Annotated in this window: 22 protein-coding genes and 1 pseudogene; 11 read left to right on the top strand and 12 right to left on the bottom strand. The window is 42.2% G+C overall.

Features of this window, described 5'->3' with window-relative positions:
• Nucleotides 1-55: 55 nt before the first annotated feature.
• A complete protein-coding gene (locus tag QM629_RS04280) occupies nt 56-466 on the bottom strand; it encodes a cytochrome c maturation protein CcmE (protein ID WP_415157536.1) in 411 nt (136 codons plus the stop codon).
• Nucleotides 467-835: 369 nt separating this feature from the next.
• Between QM629_RS04280 and QM629_RS04285 the strand changes: the two genes are divergently transcribed.
• A complete protein-coding gene (locus QM629_RS04285) occupies nt 836-1237 on the top strand; it encodes a VOC family protein (RefSeq protein WP_415157537.1) in 402 nt (133 codons plus the stop codon).
• A 148-nt stretch (nt 1238-1385) separates the two neighbouring features.
• Here QM629_RS04285 and QM629_RS04290 read toward each other — a convergent pair whose 3' ends face one another.
• A complete protein-coding gene (locus QM629_RS04290) occupies nt 1386-2933 on the bottom strand; it encodes a lipase maturation factor family protein (protein ID WP_415157539.1) in 1548 nt (515 codons plus the stop codon).
• 97 nt (nt 2934-3030) lie between these two features.
• Here QM629_RS04290 and QM629_RS04295 point away from each other — a divergent pair, with 97 nt between their 5' ends.
• Complete coding sequence (locus QM629_RS04295; protein ID WP_415157541.1) at nt 3031-4461, top strand: phytoene desaturase family protein; 1431 nt, start codon at nt 3031-3033, stop codon at nt 4459-4461.
• Between the two features lie 78 nt (nt 4462-4539).
• Here the strand turns inward: QM629_RS04295 and QM629_RS04300 are convergent, their stop codons facing one another.
• The 3 genes from QM629_RS04300 to QM629_RS04310 form a co-directional block, all read right to left on the bottom strand.
• The gene (locus QM629_RS04300; protein WP_415157543.1) at nt 4540-5295 is read right to left on the bottom strand and encodes a geranylgeranylglyceryl/heptaprenylglyceryl phosphate synthase; all 756 of its coding nucleotides are present in this window, start codon (nt 5293-5295) and stop codon (nt 4540-4542) included.
• A gap of 503 nt (nt 5296-5798) precedes the next feature.
• Nucleotides 5799-5882 (bottom strand): hypothetical protein, encoded by an 84-nt coding sequence (locus QM629_RS04305; protein ID WP_415157577.1) that lies wholly within the window; start codon nt 5880-5882, stop codon nt 5799-5801.
• Between the two features lie 161 nt (nt 5883-6043).
• A complete protein-coding gene (locus QM629_RS04310; protein WP_415157545.1) occupies nt 6044-6313 on the bottom strand; it encodes a hypothetical protein in 270 nt (89 codons plus the stop codon).
• A 35-nt stretch (nt 6314-6348) separates the two neighbouring features.
• Here QM629_RS04310 and QM629_RS04315 point away from each other — a divergent pair, with 35 nt between their 5' ends.
• Nucleotides 6349-6627, top strand: coding sequence for a hypothetical protein (locus tag QM629_RS04315; RefSeq protein WP_415157547.1), 279 nt, complete (start codon nt 6349-6351; stop codon nt 6625-6627).
• 141 nt (nt 6628-6768) lie between these two features.
• Nucleotides 6769-7260 (top strand): peptide-methionine (R)-S-oxide reductase MsrB, encoded by a 492-nt coding sequence (gene msrB / locus QM629_RS04320; RefSeq protein WP_415157549.1) that lies wholly within the window; start codon nt 6769-6771, stop codon nt 7258-7260.
• 3 nt (nt 7261-7263) lie between these two features.
• On the opposite strand, the gene QM629_RS04325 is transcribed toward msrB, so the two are convergent.
• The 4 genes from QM629_RS04325 to fabG all read right to left on the bottom strand — a co-directional run bounded on the left by QM629_RS04325 (nt 7264) and on the right by fabG (nt 10806).
• Nucleotides 7264-7899: a carbonic anhydrase gene (locus QM629_RS04325; protein WP_415157551.1), complete on the bottom strand. Its 636-nt coding sequence runs from the start codon at nt 7897-7899 to the stop codon at nt 7264-7266.
• Nucleotides 7865-9472 (bottom strand): SulP family inorganic anion transporter, encoded by a 1608-nt coding sequence (locus QM629_RS04330; RefSeq protein ID WP_415157553.1) that lies wholly within the window; start codon nt 9470-9472, stop codon nt 7865-7867. The genes QM629_RS04325 and QM629_RS04330 overlap by 35 nt, the downstream gene beginning before the upstream one ends.
• Nucleotides 9473-9551: 79 nt before the next feature.
• On the bottom strand, nt 9552-9848 hold the full coding sequence (locus QM629_RS04335) for a hypothetical protein (protein ID WP_415157555.1): 297 nt from the start codon (nt 9846-9848) through the stop codon (nt 9552-9554).
• Nucleotides 9849-10056: 208 nt separating this feature from the next.
• Entirely contained in the window at nt 10057-10806 is a 750-nt protein-coding gene (fabG, locus tag QM629_RS04340) for a 3-oxoacyl-[acyl-carrier-protein] reductase (protein ID WP_415157557.1), read from the bottom strand.
• A 523-nt stretch (nt 10807-11329) separates the two neighbouring features.
• On the opposite strand from fabG, the gene QM629_RS04345 reads away from it, so the two are divergent.
• The 4 genes from QM629_RS04345 (at nt 11330) to QM629_RS04360 (ending at nt 18336) form a co-directional block, all read left to right on the top strand.
• Nucleotides 11330-12187: a helix-turn-helix domain-containing protein gene (locus tag QM629_RS04345; protein ID WP_415157559.1), complete on the top strand. Its 858-nt coding sequence runs from the start codon at nt 11330-11332 to the stop codon at nt 12185-12187.
• Nucleotides 12188-12416: 229 nt separating this feature from the next.
• Complete coding sequence (locus tag QM629_RS04350) at nt 12417-13607, top strand: efflux RND transporter periplasmic adaptor subunit (protein WP_415157561.1); 1191 nt, start codon at nt 12417-12419, stop codon at nt 13605-13607.
• A gap of 156 nt (nt 13608-13763) precedes the next feature.
• The gene (locus QM629_RS04355) at nt 13764-16913 is read left to right on the top strand and encodes an efflux RND transporter permease subunit (protein WP_415157563.1); all 3150 of its coding nucleotides are present in this window, start codon (nt 13764-13766) and stop codon (nt 16911-16913) included.
• Between the two features lie 13 nt (nt 16914-16926).
• Nucleotides 16927-18336 (top strand): efflux transporter outer membrane subunit, encoded by a 1410-nt coding sequence (locus QM629_RS04360; RefSeq protein WP_415157565.1) that lies wholly within the window; start codon nt 16927-16929, stop codon nt 18334-18336.
• A gap of 81 nt (nt 18337-18417) precedes the next feature.
• Here the strand turns inward: QM629_RS04360 and QM629_RS04365 are convergent, their stop codons facing one another.
• The gene (locus tag QM629_RS04365) at nt 18418-19935 is read right to left on the bottom strand and encodes a GH3 auxin-responsive promoter family protein (RefSeq protein ID WP_415157567.1); all 1518 of its coding nucleotides are present in this window, start codon (nt 19933-19935) and stop codon (nt 18418-18420) included.
• 115 nt (nt 19936-20050) lie between these two features.
• Between QM629_RS04365 and QM629_RS04370 the strand changes: the two genes are divergently transcribed.
• Both QM629_RS04370 and QM629_RS04375 read left to right on the top strand, forming a co-directional pair.
• Nucleotides 20051-20221 carry a hypothetical protein gene (locus tag QM629_RS04370; RefSeq protein WP_415157569.1) on the top strand — a complete coding sequence of 57 codons (171 nt, stop codon included), beginning with the start codon at nt 20051-20053 and terminating at the stop codon, nt 20219-20221.
• A 101-nt stretch (nt 20222-20322) separates the two neighbouring features.
• Nucleotides 20323-20772, top strand: coding sequence for a hypothetical protein (locus tag QM629_RS04375; protein ID WP_415157571.1), 450 nt, complete (start codon nt 20323-20325; stop codon nt 20770-20772).
• Here QM629_RS04375 and QM629_RS04380 read toward each other — a convergent pair.
• Entirely contained in the window at nt 20737-21015 is a 279-nt protein-coding gene (locus tag QM629_RS04380) for a hypothetical protein (protein ID WP_415157573.1), read from the bottom strand. The genes QM629_RS04375 and QM629_RS04380 overlap by 36 nt on opposite strands.
• Nucleotides 21016-21195: 180 nt before the next feature.
• Here QM629_RS04380 and QM629_RS04385 point away from each other — a divergent pair, with 180 nt between their 5' ends.
• Nucleotides 21196-21924 carry an SDR family NAD(P)-dependent oxidoreductase gene (locus QM629_RS04385; RefSeq protein WP_415157575.1) on the top strand — a complete coding sequence of 243 codons (729 nt, stop codon included), beginning with the start codon at nt 21196-21198 and terminating at the stop codon, nt 21922-21924.
• A gap of 164 nt (nt 21925-22088) precedes the next feature.
• On the opposite strand, the pseudogene QM629_RS04390 reads toward QM629_RS04385, so the two are convergent.
• A pseudogene (locus tag QM629_RS04390) lies at nt 22089-22379 on the bottom strand (DUF6799 domain-containing protein); the annotation flags it as partial.
• Nucleotides 22380-22516: the final 137 nt, after the last annotated feature.

Below are 22516 nucleotides of genomic sequence, written 5' to 3' on the forward strand. Positions count from 1 at the left end.
TTTAAAAAGACTGAAGGTTTTGAATAAAAAAACAAACAGTGCTTCACCGGCTGGTTTATTGTACAGATGCGCTTACATTCTTAGCATTGTTTTCCGCATCATCTTTATATTTTGAAGGGCATTTCAGCAAAATCTCCCTGCATTCAAACACGCCATTCTCCACTTTGCCTTTCAGCACCAGCCTTTCGCTTTTTTCCATATCGGTGGGCTTGGAATTATGATACACCACCTGTATGGAATTTCCCAAAGTATCCAAAGCGGTAAAAGTTAAATAGTTGGGATTTTTTACGGGATCATAATCCATCGGCTGGTTTTTATCCATTTTTGCGATGAGGTTTACAAATTTTCCCGGTTTTTGCCTGGCCGAAGCAATGGTTTCATACGTGGTAACATTGCCCATAAAGCTTATTAATGTAGCAATGGCAATGGCAATAAGCACCAGCGCTATAATGTGCGTTTTCTTCATGCAAAAAAATTCGATGCAAAATTAATCTAAAACTGCATGTAAAGGTTTGAAAGATTGCAAAGGATTGTTTAAAGAACCGGGTGTAACAATAAAATGCCATATAACACTGCATGATGCGCTTTAGCGTAAAAACTGTAACTTTAAAATAATCGCTTTCATTATTATGCTCTGCAAGGTGTAAAAAAATGATTTTGTGTTGTTTGGTTTTAGCTCCCCTCTCCTTTGGAGAACTTGTCCCGACCATTCGGGAAGGGTTGGGGGTGAGGTCTGATAAAGAAATATTATTCACTAATTTATCCCTTGCGCACTATAGCAATAACATGCTATTAAATCATTTATTTCTTTGCGTTATTTTAAAAACCTTGTGTTATGCCGAAGTCATCCTCCACTTTTTTTGCACCGCAGCTTATTATTAAAGATTGCGCTGCTGCCATAACATTTTATGAACAGGCTTTTGGTATAAAAGAATTACAGCGATGGAGCAACGATGATGGCAGTGTGCATGTGGCCGAGCTTTCTTTCGATGACGCTATATTTCATATTCACGAGCCAACGAAACAGTACCAGCTTAATGCAGAAACAGCAAATCCTGTTACAGTAATTATGGGTGTGTTTGTTGATGACCCGCATGCTGTGGCAAAGCACGCTGTGGCTGCCGGCGCCAGGGAACTAAGCCCTGTTCAGGATTATGAGTATAATTACAGGCAGGGAACGGTAATTGACCCGTTTGGCCACCACTGGCTTATAGAAAAAAAACTTAAGGAAAATTGATTGGGCTGAAATGTATTAAGTATAAATTTCAATATTCAACAACACAATATTCCCCGGCTGCCGGACAGGCTGGAACGTTCAATTGTAAACATTGGTAAAATGGATATTAGATATTGAATATTGAGGATTGAATATTTTTCTTTCTGTATCACTTCAGCCAGCCTTCGTTTTTTAAATAATCAATCAACTGCTGATTATTTACGGATAAAACAGGCAGCCACAAACCCAGGTTTTCCCTCGTCCACCAAAGTTTTTGCGCATTGCCGGGTTTTGCAAAAGCATACCTATATAAAACAGCCCGCACATATTTTGGCGGTTTATCTTTAAAAGGATTTTTGGCAAAAAGGCTAACAGCATTGGCATCATTATGCAGCAGTTTCCAGGCAAGGCTATACACCCACGGGTATTCATCTGCGGTTGACATGCCGGCAAACCATATCTGCCAGTCAAACCGTAAATGATAAGGCGCAATTTGCGGTGGCCGTTTATCTAATTCAACAGGCAGACCTTTATAAATATAAGGTTGCCAGTTGGCCTTATCAGTTGAATCATCATCCCATGTGCCTTCAAAAATTACATTATAACGTTCCTGCCCAACGGTACCAAAAGCGCCATACGTATTTACAAGATCAAGCGGATCAAATGAAGTATTCATTACCTGCCTGGAAGAAAACAAATTAATTACTGGCCCTACACTGAGAAATACAACAACAATGGTAACAACCCACGCCGTTGTTTGCATGGGTTTGGATGTTTCCTGGTTTGCTGCTGCCGCTTTGGCTTTTGCAACAAGTTTGCGTGGTAATATCCTGCTCCAGAACCCATCATCAAAACAAGCCAATGCAGGAATGATTGTAAGCCAGTTTAAAAAAGAAAGGTTGCCGCTGATAAAAATATTCAGTTGAAGCAATACCATAATTACACCGGCAATATGCCTTGCCGTTCTTGGCCGGAAGGCAAACAGGGGAGCAATAAGCTCTGCAAGAAAGTTAAACCAAACGCCGATTTTCAAAATACGGTGTGGCAGAAAATGAAACCACCTGCTTAAAGGCCCCGGTATAGGTTGTGTTTCGAAATGATAATATAAAGCTGTGCCATTGCGCCATATTTCATCGCCACGTATTTTAATCAAACCCGAGCCAAGCATAATGCGGAAGATGAGCCACCGGAACAGCACGATGATTTGAAATGGCGGCGCCCGTTTGGGAAATGGCCGCATATCGAGCAGGGGGCAGAGAAAAATGGAAAGAAAACCGGTTTCAAGCAATTGTATTTCCCAGCCGTAACCATACCAGTCCTGCCCGAGATGCACAAACGACATATACAAAAACCAAAGCACAAAAAGCAGGATGGCATTGGCAAAGCCCGCCACTACAACACAGGAAAATATAAAGCCGGCCCATGCCACAAAAAGCAACATGCCATCGGAATGATTAAACCAGAATAGGGATGGCAACCGGATAAAACCTTCTGTTGTACCAATGGCATTGCTGATCATTTTAATACCATTGCCTATTGGCAGCAAACCGTCTTTGCCAATTAAAGGAATGATTTGATTGATGGCAACCAGAAATGCAATGGCATAAATTATACCCAGCAACCGTAATATAACAAAGCGTGTAAGCCAATAGCTTTGCGTTGAATTGAATGCGGATGGAAAAGAAAATGGTTTATAGTTTCTGTATGTCGCTTCCATTAACCGTTACTTCATTGCTGAATAATTAGATGAAGGTAGAAATTACCTTTTTATGATTCTGCTGTTAACTTGCAGTTTAAACAGTTCAATAACCATTTTGACAAAAAGAGATTTTGATGCCGTAATTGTTGGCTCGGGCCCAAATGGTTTTGCTGCGGCTATTACTTTACAGCAACTGGGCCTTTCCACATTATTGCTCGAAGCCAAAGCAACGGTTGGCGGCGGCATGCGGTCTGCAGAGCTTACGCTGCCGGGCTTTATTCATGATGTATGCGCTGCCATTCATCCCATGGCGGCAGGCTCTCCTTTTTTCAGCCGTTTGCCGTTACACGAATTTGGTTTAACTTTTATTGAACCAACAATTGCTGCTGCACATCCTTTTGATAACGGCAAGGCTGCAGTATTGCATCATTCCATACAAAAAACAATTGATGGATTAGGCATTGATGGAAGCGCTTATGAAAAACTGGTAATGCCTTTCTATAAAAATTGGGATAAGATATTGCCCTTTGTTTTAGGGCCGCTTACATTTCCTGCGCATCCTTTTATCATGGCAGGTTTTGGGTTGAAGGCGCTTCAACCCGCCGCTATATTGGCCAAAACATTTAAAACAGAAGCAGTCAGGGGTTTATTCGCAGGTATGGCGGCGCATTCCATGCTGCCTTTTTCAAAAGCTGCCACATCGGCCATAGCATTGGTGCTGATGATGGCGGCGCATCATAAAGGATGGCCACTGGTAAAAGGCGGTTCGCAGCAACTGGCCAATGCATTGGCTGCCTGTTATATTTCGCTTGGCGGGAAAATAGAAACCGGGGTTAATGTAACTTCCTTGCAGCAATTGCCATCAAGCCATGCGGTACTGTTTGATGTATCGCCCGGGCAATTATTGCAGATCGCCGGGCACCGGTTTTCCGCTTTATACGAAAAGCAACTGATGCATTACAAATACGGGATGGGTGTTTATAAAATTGATTTTGCCTTATCCGAACCCATACCATTTACTGCGCCGGAATGCAGGCAGGCAGGCACAGTGCATATCGGCAATTCAATAAAAGAAATTGCTTTAAGCGAAGCGCTTGCCTGGAATGGCAAACATGCTGACAAGCCTTTTGTATTGCTGGCACAGCAAAGCTTATTTGATGCATTGAGAGCGCCGCAGGGTAAACATACGGCCTGGGCTTATTGCCATGTGCCGAATGGCTCAGCAAAAAACATGACCGGCATTATTGAACAGCAAATTGAACGTTTTGCACCGGGATTTAGAGATTGCATTCTCGCCAAACATGAAATGAATGCAGCAGCCATGCAGGCATATAATGCAAATTATATTGGCGGCGATATTAACGGCGGTGCGCCCTTGCTCAGGCAATTGTTCACAAGGCCGGCATTAAGATGGGCGCCTTATAAAACTGCTGCAAAGGGTTTATATATCTGTTCCGCTTCAACGCCGCCGGGTGGCGGCGTGCATGGCATGTGCGGTTATCATGCGGCCAGGCAGGCAATGAAGGATGTGTTTAAACAGGCTTAAAAAAATGCAGAAGGGATGCTTCTGCAAATAAATTTCCTGCTTATAAAATTAAATCCTTTCGTATGGATATTGTTCAGGCTATACGCGTACAGGAACGGAATGAATGGCATCGCTTAATTCCCTAATCAGCGAAGCATCTTTTTCAATAGCGTTTCCCACCACAACAATGTCGGCGCCGCTGCGGCAATTGAGGTAGGCCTTTTCCGGATTGGTTATGCCGCCGCCCACAATTAAAGGCACTTCAATATGCGAAGAAACCTTTTCTATCATGGCGATTGATACCGGGTTTTTGGCGCCGCTGCCTGCATCCATAAATATTAATTTCATGCCCAGCATTTCACCTGCCATAGCCGTGCACATGGCAATGTCAGCTTTATCTGCAGGCAAAGGCGCTGTATTGGAAATATAAGATACAGTAGTGGGGGCGCCGCCGTCAATTACCATATATCCGGTAGGCATCACTTCAAGTCCGCTTTTTTTGATGGTAGGAGCGCTTATAACATGCTGGCCTATCAATAATTCAGGATTACGGCCGGATATTAAAGACAGGTATAAAATAGCATCGGCATAACGGCTTATCTGCGAATGCGAGCCAGGGAAAATAACAACCGGTACAGAACAGGAAACTTTAATCTGCCTGATGCATTCATCCAGGTTATGGGAAATGACAAGGCTTCCGCCTACAAAAAAATAATCCACTTTAGCATCCAGGGCCAGCGAAACAAGCTGCTCGGTAGTAGCCTCATTCACTTTGTCGGGATCAACAAGCACGGCAAAGGACTTTTTACCGGTTGTTTTCCCTTCCTGTATATGTTTGTATAACGTATGCTTCATGCAGGTTTTTTAAGTGAGACCTTATTGCAAAAATGCAAAAAAGTTTGCATTCTTAGTAATTTCATCATAATGTTTTCACCGGCAGGCAGCCGGTTAGTAATCTCACCCCTCTCCTCAATTGCATTTCTCAGATGAATAAAACAGCAATTTTATGTCCAAAATCTTATGTATGCCGGCCAATTGCGTGAAACACAGCAGGCATGCGAGCTTTTAAACTATCCGCATCCCTTTTCCGCAATATGTGCATAGAGCCTGTTTAAAAATTAAACAAAGAAAGTGGATAAAAAGCTGCGGCTTAATGGTTGGGAAGTAATACTAATTGTGAATCATCACAAACTCAATTATACTTCACGCCGCATAAGAATGAGTATTGTTATTATCAAAGAATTAGAAATTGAGTGTCATTAATTTTTCAATATTGTGTTGATGAGCCTCATTGATTTTTTGGAAAAAATTGTTAATAGCCTGATGAAACAAAGCAGGTGAATCATAATACCGGGCGTTTAAAATTTCTTTTTGTTAAACCTCCATAGTCGTTCAATGATATCAAGATTGGGTGAACAGGGCGGTAAAAAAAGCAAATGGATACCTAAAGATTGCCGATGTGGTTAAAAAAACAGCGTTGATGCCTTGCATTGTCCAGCACAATGGCAATTGGCTTATCAGGATACTGCTGTTTCAATTGTCTTAAAAACGCTGCAATGGTGTTGGCGTTCACAAAATCTGTATTGCTGCAGGTGGTGATGTGTTAGGTGAGCGCATTAACGGCCCCTAACACATTAATGCGGTTACGGCCGGCAGCAGCTTTTATGAACACTCTTATCATACACCAAAGGCTGCAAAGAAGAGGTTGCAATACAAAATGGGCTGCATCCATAAAAAGCAGGTGTATTTGTTCTTCTTTAGCCGCTTTAATAGCGGGTTTCAGGGTTTCATTCACCCAATTCTTTTGGGCTGTCGTATTCACTTTGGCAGGAATACGCCCTGTTTTTAAAAACATGAAATGATGCCGCTTCATAAAAGCCCTTATGCTTGTATTGCAAAGCCGTTGGTATGCTGATGCGTGTATTACGGGACAGCTATCATAACATCAGGGTGATTTTGGCTGATGGCGGTTATTGCGGTAATATCATTAAAGAAGTAAAAGAAAAGTTTGGTTATTGGCTACAGGTTGTACTTCGTGAAGAAAGTAACTCCTCTAATTTCAAACCAGTGCATAAGAGATGGATAGCAGCGCGAACATTTTCCTGGTTCGATAACGACCGCAGATTATGCCGAAATTATGAACTGCTTATGCAAACAGCAGAAGAAATGGTCAAATTATCCCTATAAAACTTTTATTAAATAATTTTTAAACAGGCTCTAATTAATTTCGTATTTTACAATAAGATGATGAAACGCACAATATTTGCTATAATGATTACTGGCTTTGTATTTGATTTATCTTGTACAAACAATTCAAACAGAATTTCTATGAACAACAATTCAATTAACTCCGATTATTCGCATACGGATACCAATAAAATTGTGGTAAGCAATGAAGAGTGGAAGAAAAGGCTTTTGCCTGAAGTATATCGCGTGGCAAGGGAAAAGGGCACTGAAATGCCGTGGAGCAGCGAATATGAGCACTCAAAAGAAATTGGAACCTATTATTGCGCTGTATGCGGCAATGCTTTATTTGAAAGCGATACCAAGTTTGAAAGTGGGTGCGGGTGGCCGAGTTTTTATAAACCCATCTCAAAAACTTCCATTATATATGCGCCGGACAGCAGCCATGGCATGCAGCGTACCGAAGTAATGTGCGGGAGGTGCGGATCGCACCTGGGCCATGTGTTTGATGACGGGCCGCCGCCAACCGGATTGCGTTATTGCATAAACGGCGTTGTGCTGGATTTTAAAAAGGCCAAAGCAGCCGAAGCTGACTTTGACCTTAAGCAGCAGGAAAAGCAGGGTGATAAAAAATAGCCCTTATAAATCGTCGTATTTATAAATGTTATTCATTTCTGCGCCGGGCTGCATATCAAACAGCGTTTTAATGATACCATCTTTAAGGCCATACACCCATCCATGCAGCACCGGGCGTTTGCCATATTTCCAGGCGCGTTGAATAATGGATGTCTTGGCAAGTTTCATCACCTGCTCTTTTACATTTAGCTCAACGAGCCTGTCTGTTCTTGCTTCTTCATCTGCTATACTTTCAAGCTCCTGCTGATACAGGCGGTAAACATCTTTAATATTTCTCAGCCACATATTAAGCAGGTGATCATAGCTATGGTTTGTCATAGCAGCTTTAACGCCGCCGCAGCCATAATGCCCGCATACGATCACGTGGTTTACTTTCAGGTGATTAACTGCAAAGTCCAAAACACTCAGCAGGTTTACATCAGTATGTATAACCAGGTTGGCGATGTTCCTGTGCACAAAAATTTCGCCGGGCTGTGTGCCTGTAATTTTATCGGCCGGCACGCGGCTGTCGCTGCAGCCGATCCATAAAAATTCGGGGGTTTGCAGCTTGGCAAGCCGGTTAAAATAATCCGGGTCGTCTTCTACCATTTCATGTGCCCAGGCCTTATTTTCCAGCAATAGTTTCTCGTAAGGTGTCATTTGCTATTATTTTTATTGATTGTTTAACTGGTTGTTCAACCCTGTTGTGATTTGCCTTCCCGGGACTTCTTTTTATTTCTGCTTTGATATTTTTAAGATGGGCATGCTGCAGAAAATCGTTGATGACTTCTATTACATCTTTATCAATGAAATCGGCTCTTGAAATATCAATTAAAACAGAGGAGTCGGCCGGCACTGTTTCCAATTTATTTTTAAGCAATGGTTTGTTGAGGAAAGATACATCTTTTCTCAAACGAAACAGGTATTTACTGTTATCATGCACAATAAAGAAGGATGTTTTGAAATTGCTGCGGAGCACGAAGAATAAGCCTACGCCAATGCCGATAACAATTCCAATTAAAAGGTCAGTGAAAATTATAGCTGCAATAGTTACTACAAAAGGTATAAACTGGTCGGGCCCCCGGCGGTACATTTCTTTAAACAAGGAAGGCTTTGCCAGCTTGTACCCTGTATAAATAAGCACAGCAGCCAGGGCAGATAAAGGTATCTTATTCATTAAAAAAGGAATCAGGGCCACAGCAGCCAGCAGCAACATGCCATGCATGATGGCTGATGCTTTTGTTCTTCCGCCGGCATTAACATTGGCTGATGTTCTTACTACCACAGAGGTTACAGGCAAACCGCCAATTAACCCGCAGATTAAATTACCTACGCCCTGCGCTTTTAATTCCCTGTCTTTCGGGGTTACGCGCTTGTAGGGGTCCAGTTCGTCTGAAGCTTCTATGTTCAGCAAGGTTTCAAGGCTCGCCACAATGGCGATGGTTATGCCGGTTATCCATATTTCAGGCATGTTGAGATAACGGAAATCGGGCAGCATAAAGAATGAAAAAAATTCACCTACATTCGATGCAGACGGTATATTCACCATTTGCTCCGCCCTTAACTGTAATGCGCTTCCGTTTTGCAGAAAGCTGTTAAGGCCCACACCGGCTATTACAACAATAAGCGGTGAAGGAATAAGTTTGAATAGTTTTACTTTTTTCACCAGCACTTTATCCCACACTATTTGAATAAGCAATGCGGAAATGCCTATAATAATTGCCAGCGGTGTAACCTTTGAAAAAGCATTCATTATCCCGCTGAAAGTATTATGCTCATCTTTTTGGGCGAAGGCATAATCGCCTTCAAAGTCTGCGTCATAACCAATTAAGTGCGGTACCTGTTTTAAGATAAGGATAATGCCGATGGCCGAAAGCATGCCTTTAATTACGTTTGTGGGAATGTAATCGCCAAAAACGCCGGCTTTTATAAAACCCAGTATAAGCTGTACTATCCCGGCAACCAAAACAGAAAGCAAAAAAGCTTCAAACGAAGGCACCTTTAATATGCCGGCGGCAACGATGGCCGTTAAGCCAGCCGCCGGGCCGCTTACGCTTAACTGGGAGCCACTCAGGGTTCCTATAACAATACCGCCTATGATACCGGCGATTAACCCTGAAAACAGGGGTGCGCCGGAACCCAGCGCTATACCCAAACACAGGGGCAAGGCTACCAAAGCCACAACAACTGATGCTGAAAAATCAGCGCCAATATTCCTGAAAATATTTTTCATTTTTATTTGATTTAGTATAAATAATAACAATGCCAGGCAGTTCTCAGATGCCTGCAGCAGCAATCGTTATATGCTTATACTAAATATTGGGAGGCGGGGTGGGCACTTCTGCAATATGCAGCTGAACCAGCGGTGCATGTGCATAAATGCTGTGGTTGTTTGTACCGGCAAGGGTTTGTGTTTGCGAAGCAAACAAAGAAGGAAACCAGGTATGCACTTCTTTTTCTTCAAGCGGTTTTTTACCATAATCAGAACCATGTGCAATTTCTTCCGTGATCTGGTTATTAAAAAGCATAGCCCCTATCTGGCGCAACGGGATCACCTGTGTGGTTAACACCGTTAAACAAATAACTGCTATGATTTTTTTAACTTTCATCAGCGTTGGCAAAGAAAAAAAACAATAGATAAACCACCAAAAATCGTACTAAAACTTAACAATAATCCTGTTGATGCATTTTAAATAAGCCATAATATTTTTCATCGAAGAGGAGAAAAGCTCTGTGCTTCTTATCTGTCATCTATATAAAAGCTATATTTCTATGCGGTTAACAATAAGGCCTGAACAGGTTCGATAAAAATGCGCATTAAATACTAAGCCCGCCGCAAATGCTTATTACTTCACCGGTTATATAAGCGCTCATATCGCTGGCAAGAAACAGGGTAAGATTAGCCACTTCTTCAGCTTTGCCAAACCTGCCCAGCGGAATATCCTTCAAAAAATTGTCAGCAGCCGTGCCTTCTTTTAAATAATGCGTCATGTCTGTTTCAATAAAGCCCGGGGCAATAGCGTTGCAGCGAATATTGCGGCTGCCAAGCTCAAGCGCTACAGACTTGGTAAATCCTATAATGCCTGCTTTCGACGCAGCATAGCTTGCCTGCCCGGCATTGCCGCGAATGCCAATAATGGAGCTCATATTAATAATGTTCCCCGATTTGGCCTTTATCATGGGGCGGATAACCTGCTTGGTCATATTATAAACGCTGTTCAGGTTTACATCTATTACATCGCTCCACTGCTCGGGCGATAAACGCAGCAATAAATTATCTTTAGAGATGCCGGCATTATTCACGCACACATCAATCTTTCCAAATTCTTTCAACACTTCATTCACCAAGGTTTCGCATTGTGCAAAATCTGACGCATTGCTTTTGTAGGCTTTTACTTTTACACCGCTTTTGCTCAATTCGCTTTCCAGTGCAGCCGCTTTTTCAGCGCTGCTGTCACTTATATATGTAAAGGCTACATGAGCGCCGTTTTCCGCTAATTTTTTCACAATGGCAGCGCCTATTCCGCGGGCAGCGCCGGTAATAATGCAAACTTTATCGTTAACCATAACAATTTATTTACTTAATAATAATGCTGCAATGATAGCTACTAACGTTTACAGCCGGAAATTTAATTGTTGGTTAAACAGCTGTACTAAAATAGAACAATAAGGCCTTTTGTGCGATTGAAACGCCCATGTAAAATGTTTCACTCACAGGGGAATGTATATTAAGGCGTTCTCGCGAAGCAAGTTCGGGACAGGCATGAGGCAACTGAAAAAATAAACTTGTACGAATGAAATATAAAGTTGGGCATTTAGTATGATGAGATGCCCGGTCAGGCCGGGCATGACGGCAGATGGTAGTGTTTTACTCTTGCTTTATTAGATTGTAAGAATAAATCAGCCACTTGCCCGTCTTTCCCACGAAAGTGGGAATCTCTTAAGTAGTTTTAAAGCCCTTTATTATTTACGCACAACGGTAACAATAAGTTTTATGTATGATGGTAAAGTTTATATGTTTTACCGCGCATAATAATATTTCTTCTTTCCTAAATTTGATGGTTTAATTTATTTCGCTAAAAATTTTGTTATGAGCGCAACTTCATTAATTCCTGTATTGGACTGGAAGGAATGCATGCCTGATTCAGATTTTCTGATCAAGATGATAGACGATAAAAATATTCCTTTGCGCATGAGGGCGCCGCACCGCAACAGCGGCTATAAAGTGGCATTGCTGCTTGAAGGAAAGATGGGCGGTAATGTTGATTTTAAAAAATATGAAATAGCGGCGCCTGCTGTTTTATTTTCATCGCCCGAACAGGTTGACCATATAACAAGCTATAAAGGCGTTAAGATGATCCATATTGCCTTCAGCAGGGATTATCTCTTAAACGATGTAAGAGCCACTTTGTCCTGCTGGGAATGCATGTTCAGCCAGATAGTGATCCCTGTTATAAACAATAAAGATTTCAATGAGCTGAAAACCTATGCCGGCCTTATGCAGCAGGAATTTGTGGAGCTGCGCCATCAGAAAGACCTGGTGATCAGAAATCTTTTAAATGCATTTTTAATTACTGCGGCAAGACTGGGCACATGCAAAACAAAGCTTGCGGTAATGAATGCAACGCAGAACAAGATATTGCAGCAGTTCAGGGCATTGGTAGATGATCATTTTTTAAGTAAGACACAGGTGGCGGAATATGCAGATATGATCTACATTACGCCGGGCCATTTGAATGATACCATTAAAATCATAACCGGCAAAACGGCCAAGCAGTTTATTGATGAAAAAAGAATTACCGAAGCCAAACGTTTGCTGTTTTGGGGAGAGCTTACGGCAAAGCAAATTGCAGCGCACCTGAACTTTGAAGATGACGCTTACTTTAACCGCTTCTTCAAAAAACATACGGGCCAAACGCCTTTGCTGTTTCAAAAAAATATCCTTTAAAAGTGCAATAATTCCCCTGATTTGGTAAATGTATTTTACCGGCATGCAACCTACTTTTGATGCATGAAAAAAATACAGGCCATGCTTAAATAATGTTGTTGGGCATTGGCATATATACTTCATCCAGCTAAGTCTTAGCACTTAACAAGATTAACCTTTAGCAGCGTCGCTGCCACTTTTCGTTTCTTGTCATAAGAAGAAGCTTTTCTAACATTAAAAATCAAGCGTTATGATACGTGTAATAAAAAGTATTGTACAAAGCCAGCTGTTTATTTTAATAGCAGGTGCCATAATTATAGGCATTACATACAGTTGCAATGAATCAACCGCCGGCAATGCTCCGAATGCGATGCCGGCGCCTCAATTACCTGTATTAAAAGTGGAAGCGGCGCCTGCCACCACTTACCAGTTATTTCCTGCATCTGTACAGGGAAAAGTAAATGTTGAAATAAGGCCGCAGGTTGACGGCTATTTGCAAAAAATGTTTGTAGATGAAGGCGCTTTTGTAAAAGCAGGCCAGCCACTATTCAAAATAAATGATGCGCCTTATACGGAGCAGCTTAATAATACAAAGGCAAGTTTACAATCTGCCGAAGCAAGTTTGCAAAGGGCGCTGGTTGAACTGGACCGTTTAACACCGCTGGTTGAAAACAATGTGATATCTGATGTGCAGTTAAAAACAGCGAGGTCAAATTATGATGCTGCACAGGCTGCCGTTAATCAAAATAAGGCAATGGTGAGTGCAGCAGCAATTAATGTAGGCTATACTTTAATTAAAGCGCCGGTAAGCGGTTATATTGGAAAGATACCGTATAAAACAGGCGCACTGGTTGGCAAAGCTTCTGTTGAGCCGCTTACTTTATTGTCAGATGTAAGTGAAGTGTATGCTTATTTTTCTTTGAGCGAGGCTGATTTTATGGCATTTAGAAACCAGTTTGCAGGCAATACTATTGAAGAAAAATTAAAGCATGTTCCCCCGGTTGAACTGCAATTGGCAAACGACAGTTTATACGCGGTAAAAGGAAAGATAGAAACCATAGAAGGCCAGTTTGATGAAACAACAGGCTCTATCAGTTTTCGTGCAACCTTCCCGAATGCATCCGGCGTTTTACGCTCCGGCAATACAGGTAAAATAAGAATCCCGAAATTATATACATCAGCGCTGGTGGTGCCGCAGGAAGCCACTTACGAAATACAGGACAAAGTGTTTGTGTACCTGGTTAACGACAGCAATAAAGTTACGGGCACGCCCATTAATGTTTCCGGCAAAACCGCCAACTATTATTTTGTGGATAAAGGGCTTTCCCGGGATAACAAAATTGTTTTTGCCGGATTGGGCAACCTGCAGGATGGAATGGTAATCAATCCGCAACTTATATCAACAGACAGCTTACTTAAAGCAAAACCTATCAGTGATTAGCAAATAAAAACCTGAAAGCCGGCAAATACAGGATGGGCAAAATATACAGAATGGAGAGATAATATTTACCGGCTTCATTTTCCCCGGAACGATTCAAACAAAAATTATTATGGTTGATGATGCTTTACTTCATCAATTACAAAACTTTTATACATAATGCTGAAACGATTTATAGAGCGGCCCGTTTTATCAACGGTTGTGTCAATCATATTGCTGCTGCTGGGCGGCATTTCATTATATACCTTGCCTGTTACTTTGTTTCCCGACATAGCGCCGCCAAGCGTGGTGGTTACGGCAACCTATCCGGGCGCCAATGCAGAAGTGGTGGCACGTTCCGTGGCAACGCCACTGGAGCAGGCCATTAACGGCGTGGAGAATATGACCTACATGACTTCCAATTCAAGCAATGACGGCAGCATGACGCTTACCGTTTATTTCAGGCAGGGCACCAATCCTGATATTGCTTCGGTGAATGTGCAGAACCGTGTTTCAAAAGCGGCAAACCAGGTGCCGCAGGAAGTAGTGCAGTCGGGCATTTCCACACAAAAGCAGCAAAACAGCATCATCATGTTTGTGGCTTTATCCAGCAAAGACAATACATACAATGAAACCTTTCTGCAGAACTATATCAAAATAAATCTTGTGCCGCAAATACAGCGCATACCCGGCGTGGGTGATGCACAGGTTTTTGGAACAAGGGATTATTCCATGCGTATATGGTTAAAGCCCGACAGGCTGACGGCAAATAACTTAACACCGCAGGATATTTCCAGCGCCATCCGCGACCAAAGCCTTGAAGCGGCGCCGGGACGGTTTGGCGAAAGCAGCACGCAAACATTTGAGTATGTATTAAAATATAAAGGCAAGCTGAACAGGAACGAAGATTATGAAAACATCATCATCAAGGCAAACCCGGATGGTTCTTTTATCCGCCTCAAAGATGTGGCCCGTGTTGAGTTTGGTTCTTTCACATATTCATCCAACAGCCGTTTGAACGACGGGCCTACTTCAGGCTTTGCCGTATTTCAAACGGCAGGCTCTAATGCCAATGATATTCTTACCCAGGCAGAAAGGCTCATTAAAGATTTTTCTGCCACGCTTCCCAAAGGTGTTGAGGCTACCGTGATGTACAATTCAAAAGAGTTCCTCGATGCCTCTATAGGACAGGTAAGGGAAACGCTGGTTATTGCTTTCATACTCGTGTTCATCGTTGTGTTTATCTTTTTGCAGGATTTTCGTTCCACGCTCATTCCTGCTTTTGCCGTTCCGGTTGCTATTATTGGCACTTTTTTCTTTATGCAACTGTTCGGCTTTACGGTAAACCTGCTTACGCTGTTTGCGCTGGTGCTTGCCATTGGCATTGTGGTGGATGATGCCATTGTGGTAACGGAGGCCGTGCATGCAAAGCTGGAACATACCAGGATGAATGCAAAGCAGGCAACCATTGAATCTATGAGCGAAATATCAGGCGCCATTATTTCCATTACCCTGATGATGGCCGCCGTGTTCATCCCGGTGGGATTTATGCAGGGGCCTGCGGGTGTTTTCTACCGCCAGTTTGCATTTACGCTCGCTATAGCCATCCTTATTTCTGCAGTGAACGCATTAACGCTGAGCCCGGCATTATGCGCTTTGTTTTTAAAACATGAAGATGCAGAACATGCAGGCAATAAAAAGAAAGGATTTTCCCGCCGCTTTTTTGATGCATTCAATACCGGTTTCACCGCAATGACAAACCGGTATAAAAACAGTATTGCTTTTTTATTGAAACGCAAATGGATTGCGGTTGGCGGGCTTGTTTTAATAACAGCTGTTACCGTTTTATTAATCAGGCAAACGCCCACTGGTTTTATTCCCACGGAAGACCAGGGCTTTATTTTATATGCAGTGAATGCGCCGCCGGGCAGCTCGCTCGACAGAACACATAATGCTACGGTGAAAATTGACAGCATCCTGAAACATTATCCTTCCGTGTTCAAAAAATACACGGTTGATGGCCTGAATTTTATTTCCAATGCCAATGCATCGCCGTATGCCGCCGGGTTTGTAAGGCTGAAGCCTTATAAAGAAAGAGGTGATGTAAAAAACATTGAGCAGCTCACCAATTCAATGATGCAGCAGGTAAGCAGCGTAAAAGATGCCAATACATTCTTTTTCACTTTTCCCACCATACAGGGTTTTGGCAATGTAAGCGGATTTGAATTCATGCTGCAGGACAGGGGCAATCATTCGCTGGATAAACTGGGCGGCACGGCATACGCATTCATCGGTGCATTGATGAAACGCCCTGAAATTGCAGCCGCATTCACTACATTTTCCGTAGGCAACCCGCAATATGAAATTGAAGTGGATGATGAAAAAGCAAAACAGTTGGGCGTGAATGTAAGCGATCTGCTGCAAACATTGCAGGTATATTACGGCAGCAGCTTTGTATCAGACTTTAACCGGTTTGGAAAATACTACCGCGTAATGGCGCAGGCAGATGTTCAATACCGGGAAGATGCATCTTCCCTTAATAACATATTTGTAAAGAACAATAATAATGAAATGGTTCCTGTAAATACGCTTGTAAAGCTAAAACGTGTTTATGGCCCTGAAACCATTACCCGCAATAATCTTTATAATGCGGTAAGTATAAACGGTGCGCCAAAACCGGGATACAGTACAGGCGATGCTATTAAAGCAATTGAAGAAACTGCCAAACAATCACTGCCCAAAGGATATTCTTATGAATGGACGGGCATGACCAGGGAAGAAATATCAACAGGCAATCAAACGGCCATTATTTTCCTGCTGAGCATCCTGTTTGTTTACTTCATTTTATCTGCACAATATGAAAGTTATATTCTTCCGCTGGCAGTAATTCTTACTATTCCTGCCGGTATTTTAGGCGTATATGCGTTTATAAAATTTGCAGGCATTGAAAGCAATATTTATGTGCAGGTTGGCCTGATAATGCTGGCCGGGCTGCTATCTAAAAATGCGATACTTATTGTTGAATACGCTGTGCAGCGGCGAAGACGGGGTGCATCTATTATTGATTCAGCCCTGCAGGCATCGCAGCTTCGCCTTCGCCCGATATTGATGACATCTCTTGCCTTTATAGTTGGATTGTTACCATTGGTTTGGGCAACCGGTGCATCGGCATTAGGCAATCGCTCCATCGGCACCGGCGCTGTGGGCGGTATGCTTACCGGCGTTGTATTTGGCGTATTCATCATTCCTGTTTTATATGTGATATTCCAGTACCTGCAGGAAAAAGTAAGCGGTGCGCCAAAACAGGCAGCGCCTGCATTAAGTGAATAATAAAAAACAAGCAATGCAACGGATAAATTATTTGTATAAACTTCTATTTATATTTTTTATAAGCGCCTGTACGGTTGGCAAAAAATACCAGCGCCCAACCGTGCAGTTGCCCGCAACTTTTCAGGATAGCATTACTGCTTCAGATTCAGGCATCGCTGCAATTGAATGGAAAACATTTTTCAAAGATTCGGAGCTGGTTGATTTAATTGATACGGCGCTGCACAATAGTTACGACCTGCAGCTTGCTGTTAAGCACATTGAAGAAACAGAGGCATATATAAAGCAGGCTAAAATGAATTATGTTCCGTCTGCAGATGTTGCTGCAACTGCAACAACAAGCAATCCTTCTGATAATAGCCTGAACGGTAAAAGCCTTGAAAGCTTTATCGGGCAGAACCATGTGGAGGATTATACATTGAGTGCAACGGTTTCATGGGATGTTTATTCCTGGGGAAAGATCAGGCTGCAGAAAGAAGCGGCCCTGGCAGATTATCTTGCTTCTTATGAAGGCGCTAAAACAGTAAGGACAACATTGGTTGCCGAAATTGCAACAGGTTACTATAATCTTTTAATGCTGCATGAACAGCTTGCTATTGCTCAAAAAAATCTTGTATTAACCGATTCACTTGTGCGGATGATGCAGTTGCAAAAAGCTGCCGGGCAGGTAACGGAACTTGCTGTTCAGCAAACAGAGGTGCAACAGCAAACAGCGGCGCTTTTAATGCCGCAGCTTGAACAGCAGGTTGCCATACAGGAAAATGCAATTAAGATTTTGTCAGGAAAGCTGCCTGCAAAAATTGTGAGGAATGCTGATATTAATTCCATGTATGTGTGGGATGATCTTTCAACGGGGCTGCCTGCTGCATTATTAAGCCGCAGGCCCGATGTGCGGCAAAGTGAAATGGAATTGGTGAAAGCCAATGCAAATGTGGGCGTAGCCAAAGCTTCTATGTATCCTTCCTTAAACATAACAGCAAGCGGCGGCCTGAATGCTTTTAAAGCAAGCGATTGGTTTTCCATACCGGCATCGCTCTTTTTTTCTGCCGGTGCAAGCATTGCCCAGCCTGTATTGCAGCACAGAAGCCTTAAAACAAAATATGAGGTATCGGCCATACAAAGGGATGAAGCTGTTATAACATTTCGCCAAACAGTTTTAAAGGCCGGCGGTGAAGTAGTGAATGCGTTGGTGCAATTAGATAAGTTAAAAGCGCAGCAGCAAATTTCTTCCAGCAGGGTTGATACATTGCAGAAGGCAATCGGCAATGCTACATTATTATTTAAAAGCGGCCTGGCAGATTACCTGGAAGTATTAACTGCACAAAGTCAATCACTGGCGGCAGAACTTTCATTGGCAGACATTAAACGGCAAAGGCTTGCTGCTGCTGTGGAATTATACCGCTCGTTAGGCGGCGGATGGGAATGATAATTATAAGCTGCATAGAAACCAAGCCGAGTGGGTACGTTATACAAATGAAAAGAGAAACAATAAAAGTTGTAAAGAATTTTAATAAACCGTTTGCAGCAATGCATACAATTCTTCAATAAAATTTCTGTTGTTGCTTAATCTTGGCACCTTATGCTGCCCGCCCAGTTTACCTTTTTGTTTCAGCCATAGATTAAAAACGCCACGCTTTAAACAATGCACAACCGGCATGCGCAAGGCAATATTTTTATGGCGCTTGGCTTCGTAATCGCTGTTAAGGTTTTTTAATGATGAATCAAGCTCATATACAAACTGCTCCATGTTGGCAGGCTCTTTTTCAAATTCTATCAGCCATTCATGAGCGCCGTTATTTTCTTCGCTGAAATAAATGGGTGCAGCCGTATAATCGTTTACCAATGCACCGGTCTTTTTACTGGCGGCAGCAATGGCGGCATCGGTATTCTCAACAATAACCTCTTCACCAAAGGCATTCATAAAATGCTTCAGCCTGCCGGTAACTTTTATCCTGAAAGGAAATAATGTGGTGAATTGAATGGTATCGCCCACCAGGTATCGCCATAAGCCGCCATTGGTTGAAATTATAATTGCATATTGCTTTCTCAATTCAACTTTATTCAATCCTACCGTTTCAGGATTTGGTTTGCCATATTCTTCTACCGGCATAAATTCATAAAAAATGCCGTGGTTTAAAAACAACAGCATTCCTTCTTCATCAATATTATCCTGTGCAGCAAAAAAACCTTCGCTGGCATTGTACATTTCCATATAATGAATGCCATCGCCCAGCAATTTTTTAAAATTCTCTTTGTATGGCGTGAAGGATACGCCGCCATGCATGTACAGTTCAAGGTTTGGCCAAACCTCTTTTATATTTTGCCTGCCTGTTACTTCAAGAATGCGTTTTATTAAAACCTGCGTCCAGGTGGGCACGCCTGATATGGAAGTTACATTTTCATATATGGTTGACTGGGCAAGCGATTCTATTTTTGTTTCCCATTCGTCGAGCAGTGCAATAGCCAGTTCAGGCGTTCTTATCCATTGGCCCCATGCAGGCATGTTTTGCATCAGTACGGCGCTCAGGTCGCCAAAAAATATATCTTCATTCAGTTGGCTTACCTGGTGGCTTCCGCCAATCACCAAACCTTTGCCGGTAAGCAGATAGCTTTCCGGATTGATTTGATAATAAAGCGTAAGCACGTCTTTGCCGGCCTGGTAATGACAGTCTTCGAGGCTTTCTTCGGTAACGGGGATGAATTTGCTTTTATCGCTTGTGGTGCCGCTGCTTTTTGCAAACCAGTTCACCGGCGAATCCCACAACTGGTTTTGTTCGCCGTTCATAAGCTTGCATATCCAAGGCTTTATATCATCGTATTCGTGAATGGGAATAGCTTCCTTGAATGCTTTTACGGTAAACAGGTTTTTCATGTTGTATTTCCTGCCAAAATCCGTATGCTGACCATGCGTAACAAGGTCCTGTAAAATTTCGCGTTGCGCCGTTACAGGATTATTCATCCACTCTTCAATGCGGCTGTAGCGCAATCGTACAAGTTTCGATATGGTAGGAGAAAGTAAATTCATATCAGCAAGGCAAATTAAAGAAATGGTTTTGATAATTGGCAACAGCTTTAATAAAACAGCACAGTGCAGAACAATTCCGTTTTCAATATTAACAATCTTCACTTAAACTTGCTGTATGAAGTATATCATTTTATTGGCTGCGCTCATTTACCCTTTTCAATATTTTAATGCTCAAAGTATAAATCCTGATATTATTGAAAAAACCTGGAATGCAAAATGGATTGATGTGCCTAACACCAACCAGCATGGATATGGGGTTTATCATTTCAGGAAAAAATTGAACTGAATGAAAAACCTTCACATTTTATCATTCGTGTATCAGCCGATAACCGGTATAAACTGTTTGTAAACGGCGAACTGGTTTCTCTCGGGCCAGCCAAGGGAGATTTGTATCACTGGAATTTTGAAACGGTTGACATAGCGCCTTATCTTAAAACAGGCAGCAATATTATAGCTGCTTTGGTTTGGAATTTTGGCGATGTAAAAGCCGCCTGGCAGGCTTCGCTTCAAACAGGATTTATTTTGCAGGGCGATACAAAGACAGAACAAATTGTAAATACAGGTAAAAGCTGGAAATGCATTGAAGACACAGCCTATTCTCCTTTGCAGCCACAACTGATATATGTTTATTATGCAGCAGGCGCTGCGGAAAAGACAGACATTGATATTTATCCTCATCGGCTTGCAATTCCCCATCGTTTTGCATGGAATGAGCACATCGCAAACCTGGCGGCACACCAGCTATTCAGCCATCATTACGATCGTGGCCTTCGTTGTGCGGTTTGTCAGGGTTTGATGGCATCAGTTTTCTTCCCTTGCAAAAGCCTTCCAGGGTAAACGAAAACGGAAAATAAGTGAAGATGCATTATTTGACACGCGCACGAGCATTCTCATTAGCTGGTCGGGCATGCGTGGCATTGTATCGCTCGCCATTGCCATAGGCTTGCCGGATTTGTTAGATAACGGCGAACCTTTCCCTATGCGCAATGAAACATGCCTGGCATATTTAACCGCCAGAATGTTATAAGGAAAAGGCGACTTTTTATCAGCATCAATTGAAAATGATTTTATGAAGGGCATCCTCTAAAATTAATCAATGTAATGCAAACATGCACGATGCATTTTACATTGTACGTATTTCAAATTTTCGCTCCATAAGCGGCACTCCGGTCGGTGAGACACCGACCGGTAGCGGGTTCTACAGGTGGGTCTCCACCCACCTGCGAAAATTTGAAATACACCCTTTACATTTGAACAATTATGCCGCAATCAAATAAAACGGTTCTTGTATTGGGCGCTAATTCTGATGTAGCCAAAGAAGCCATTAAATTATATATCAAAGAAGGCTGTAAAGTTATAGCCGCATCAAGAAGCACGGATGAATTGAATGCATTTGCTGAACAGCAAGGTTTTGCTTCCAATATAACAGTACAATATTTTGATGCCACTGCTTTCGGTACGCATCAGCAGTTTTATAACAACCTTCCTTTCAAACCAAATATTGTATTATATGCAGCAGGCTTTTTAAAAAATAATGAGCAGGCTATGACTGATTGGGACGGCAGTTTTCAAATGATGAAAGTGCATTACTGCGGCGCTGTTTCCATTTTAAATATCATTGTTAATGATAAGAACAATACAGGCCTTGAAAAGATCGTAGGCCTTTCATCGCTTTCCGGCGTGAGAGGCAGGAAAAGCAATTTTATTTATGGCAGCACGAAGTCGGCATTTACCCAATATCTTGCCGGCTTAAGACAATATCTTTTTTCACGCAATATAAAAGTGCAGGTAATTGTAGCAGGTTATATACGAAGCAAGATGACGGCAGGGCTCGACTTGCCCGAATCACTAATACTGGAGCCTTCCTTTATTGCAAGATCAGTTGTTTACACACCTGGCAGGTTTATAATTGTGCCCGGTTTTAAGTGGAAAATCATCTACAATGTTTTAAGGCTGATGCCCGAGAAATTAGTGGCGCGGTTGCCGTAATATCTGTCCATTAAATAAAATTGAGGAAGTCTCAAAAGTAAATTGAAGGCTTTGAGAATCGCTTAAACGAAAACTTTCTCCATCAGGTATCCGAATAAAAAAGAGGTTGACTCGACTTTTGAGACAGCCTCAATTTAAATAGATGTTTATAATGGTGTTTCAGGTTATTTCTTTTTACTGAAAGCGGTATCTATTTTCTTACCAACTTTTTTTGCTGCATCGCCTATGGCATGACCGGCATCTTTGGCTGCATCTTTTGTATTATCCCAGGCATTACCAATAGCCTTACCCGTTTTGTCGAAAAACTTACCCGCTTTATTTACCGCTTCGCCTTCTTTAAGTTTTATTTCAGCTTCACCTTTTTTTACTTTACCGTCTTTGTAAACCACGGCGCCATTATCAAGTGTGATTTCTTTATCCACTACTACCCAGTCGCCGTTGTGCATCACCAGGGTTTTACCATCTTTTTATACTATATTGTCTAAATAATTCCGATTTTGTAACTTTGTTGAAAAACTATGAGTTACAAAATTTCCCTATCAGTAAAGGAACAAAGAGAATTAAAGGACCTATTACAAAAGACGGAACAGGC

The sequence above is a fragment of the Parafilimonas sp. genome, from assembly GCF_047606085.1.
In the GTDB taxonomy this organism is placed as follows: Bacteria; Bacteroidota; Bacteroidia; order Chitinophagales; family Chitinophagaceae; genus Parafilimonas.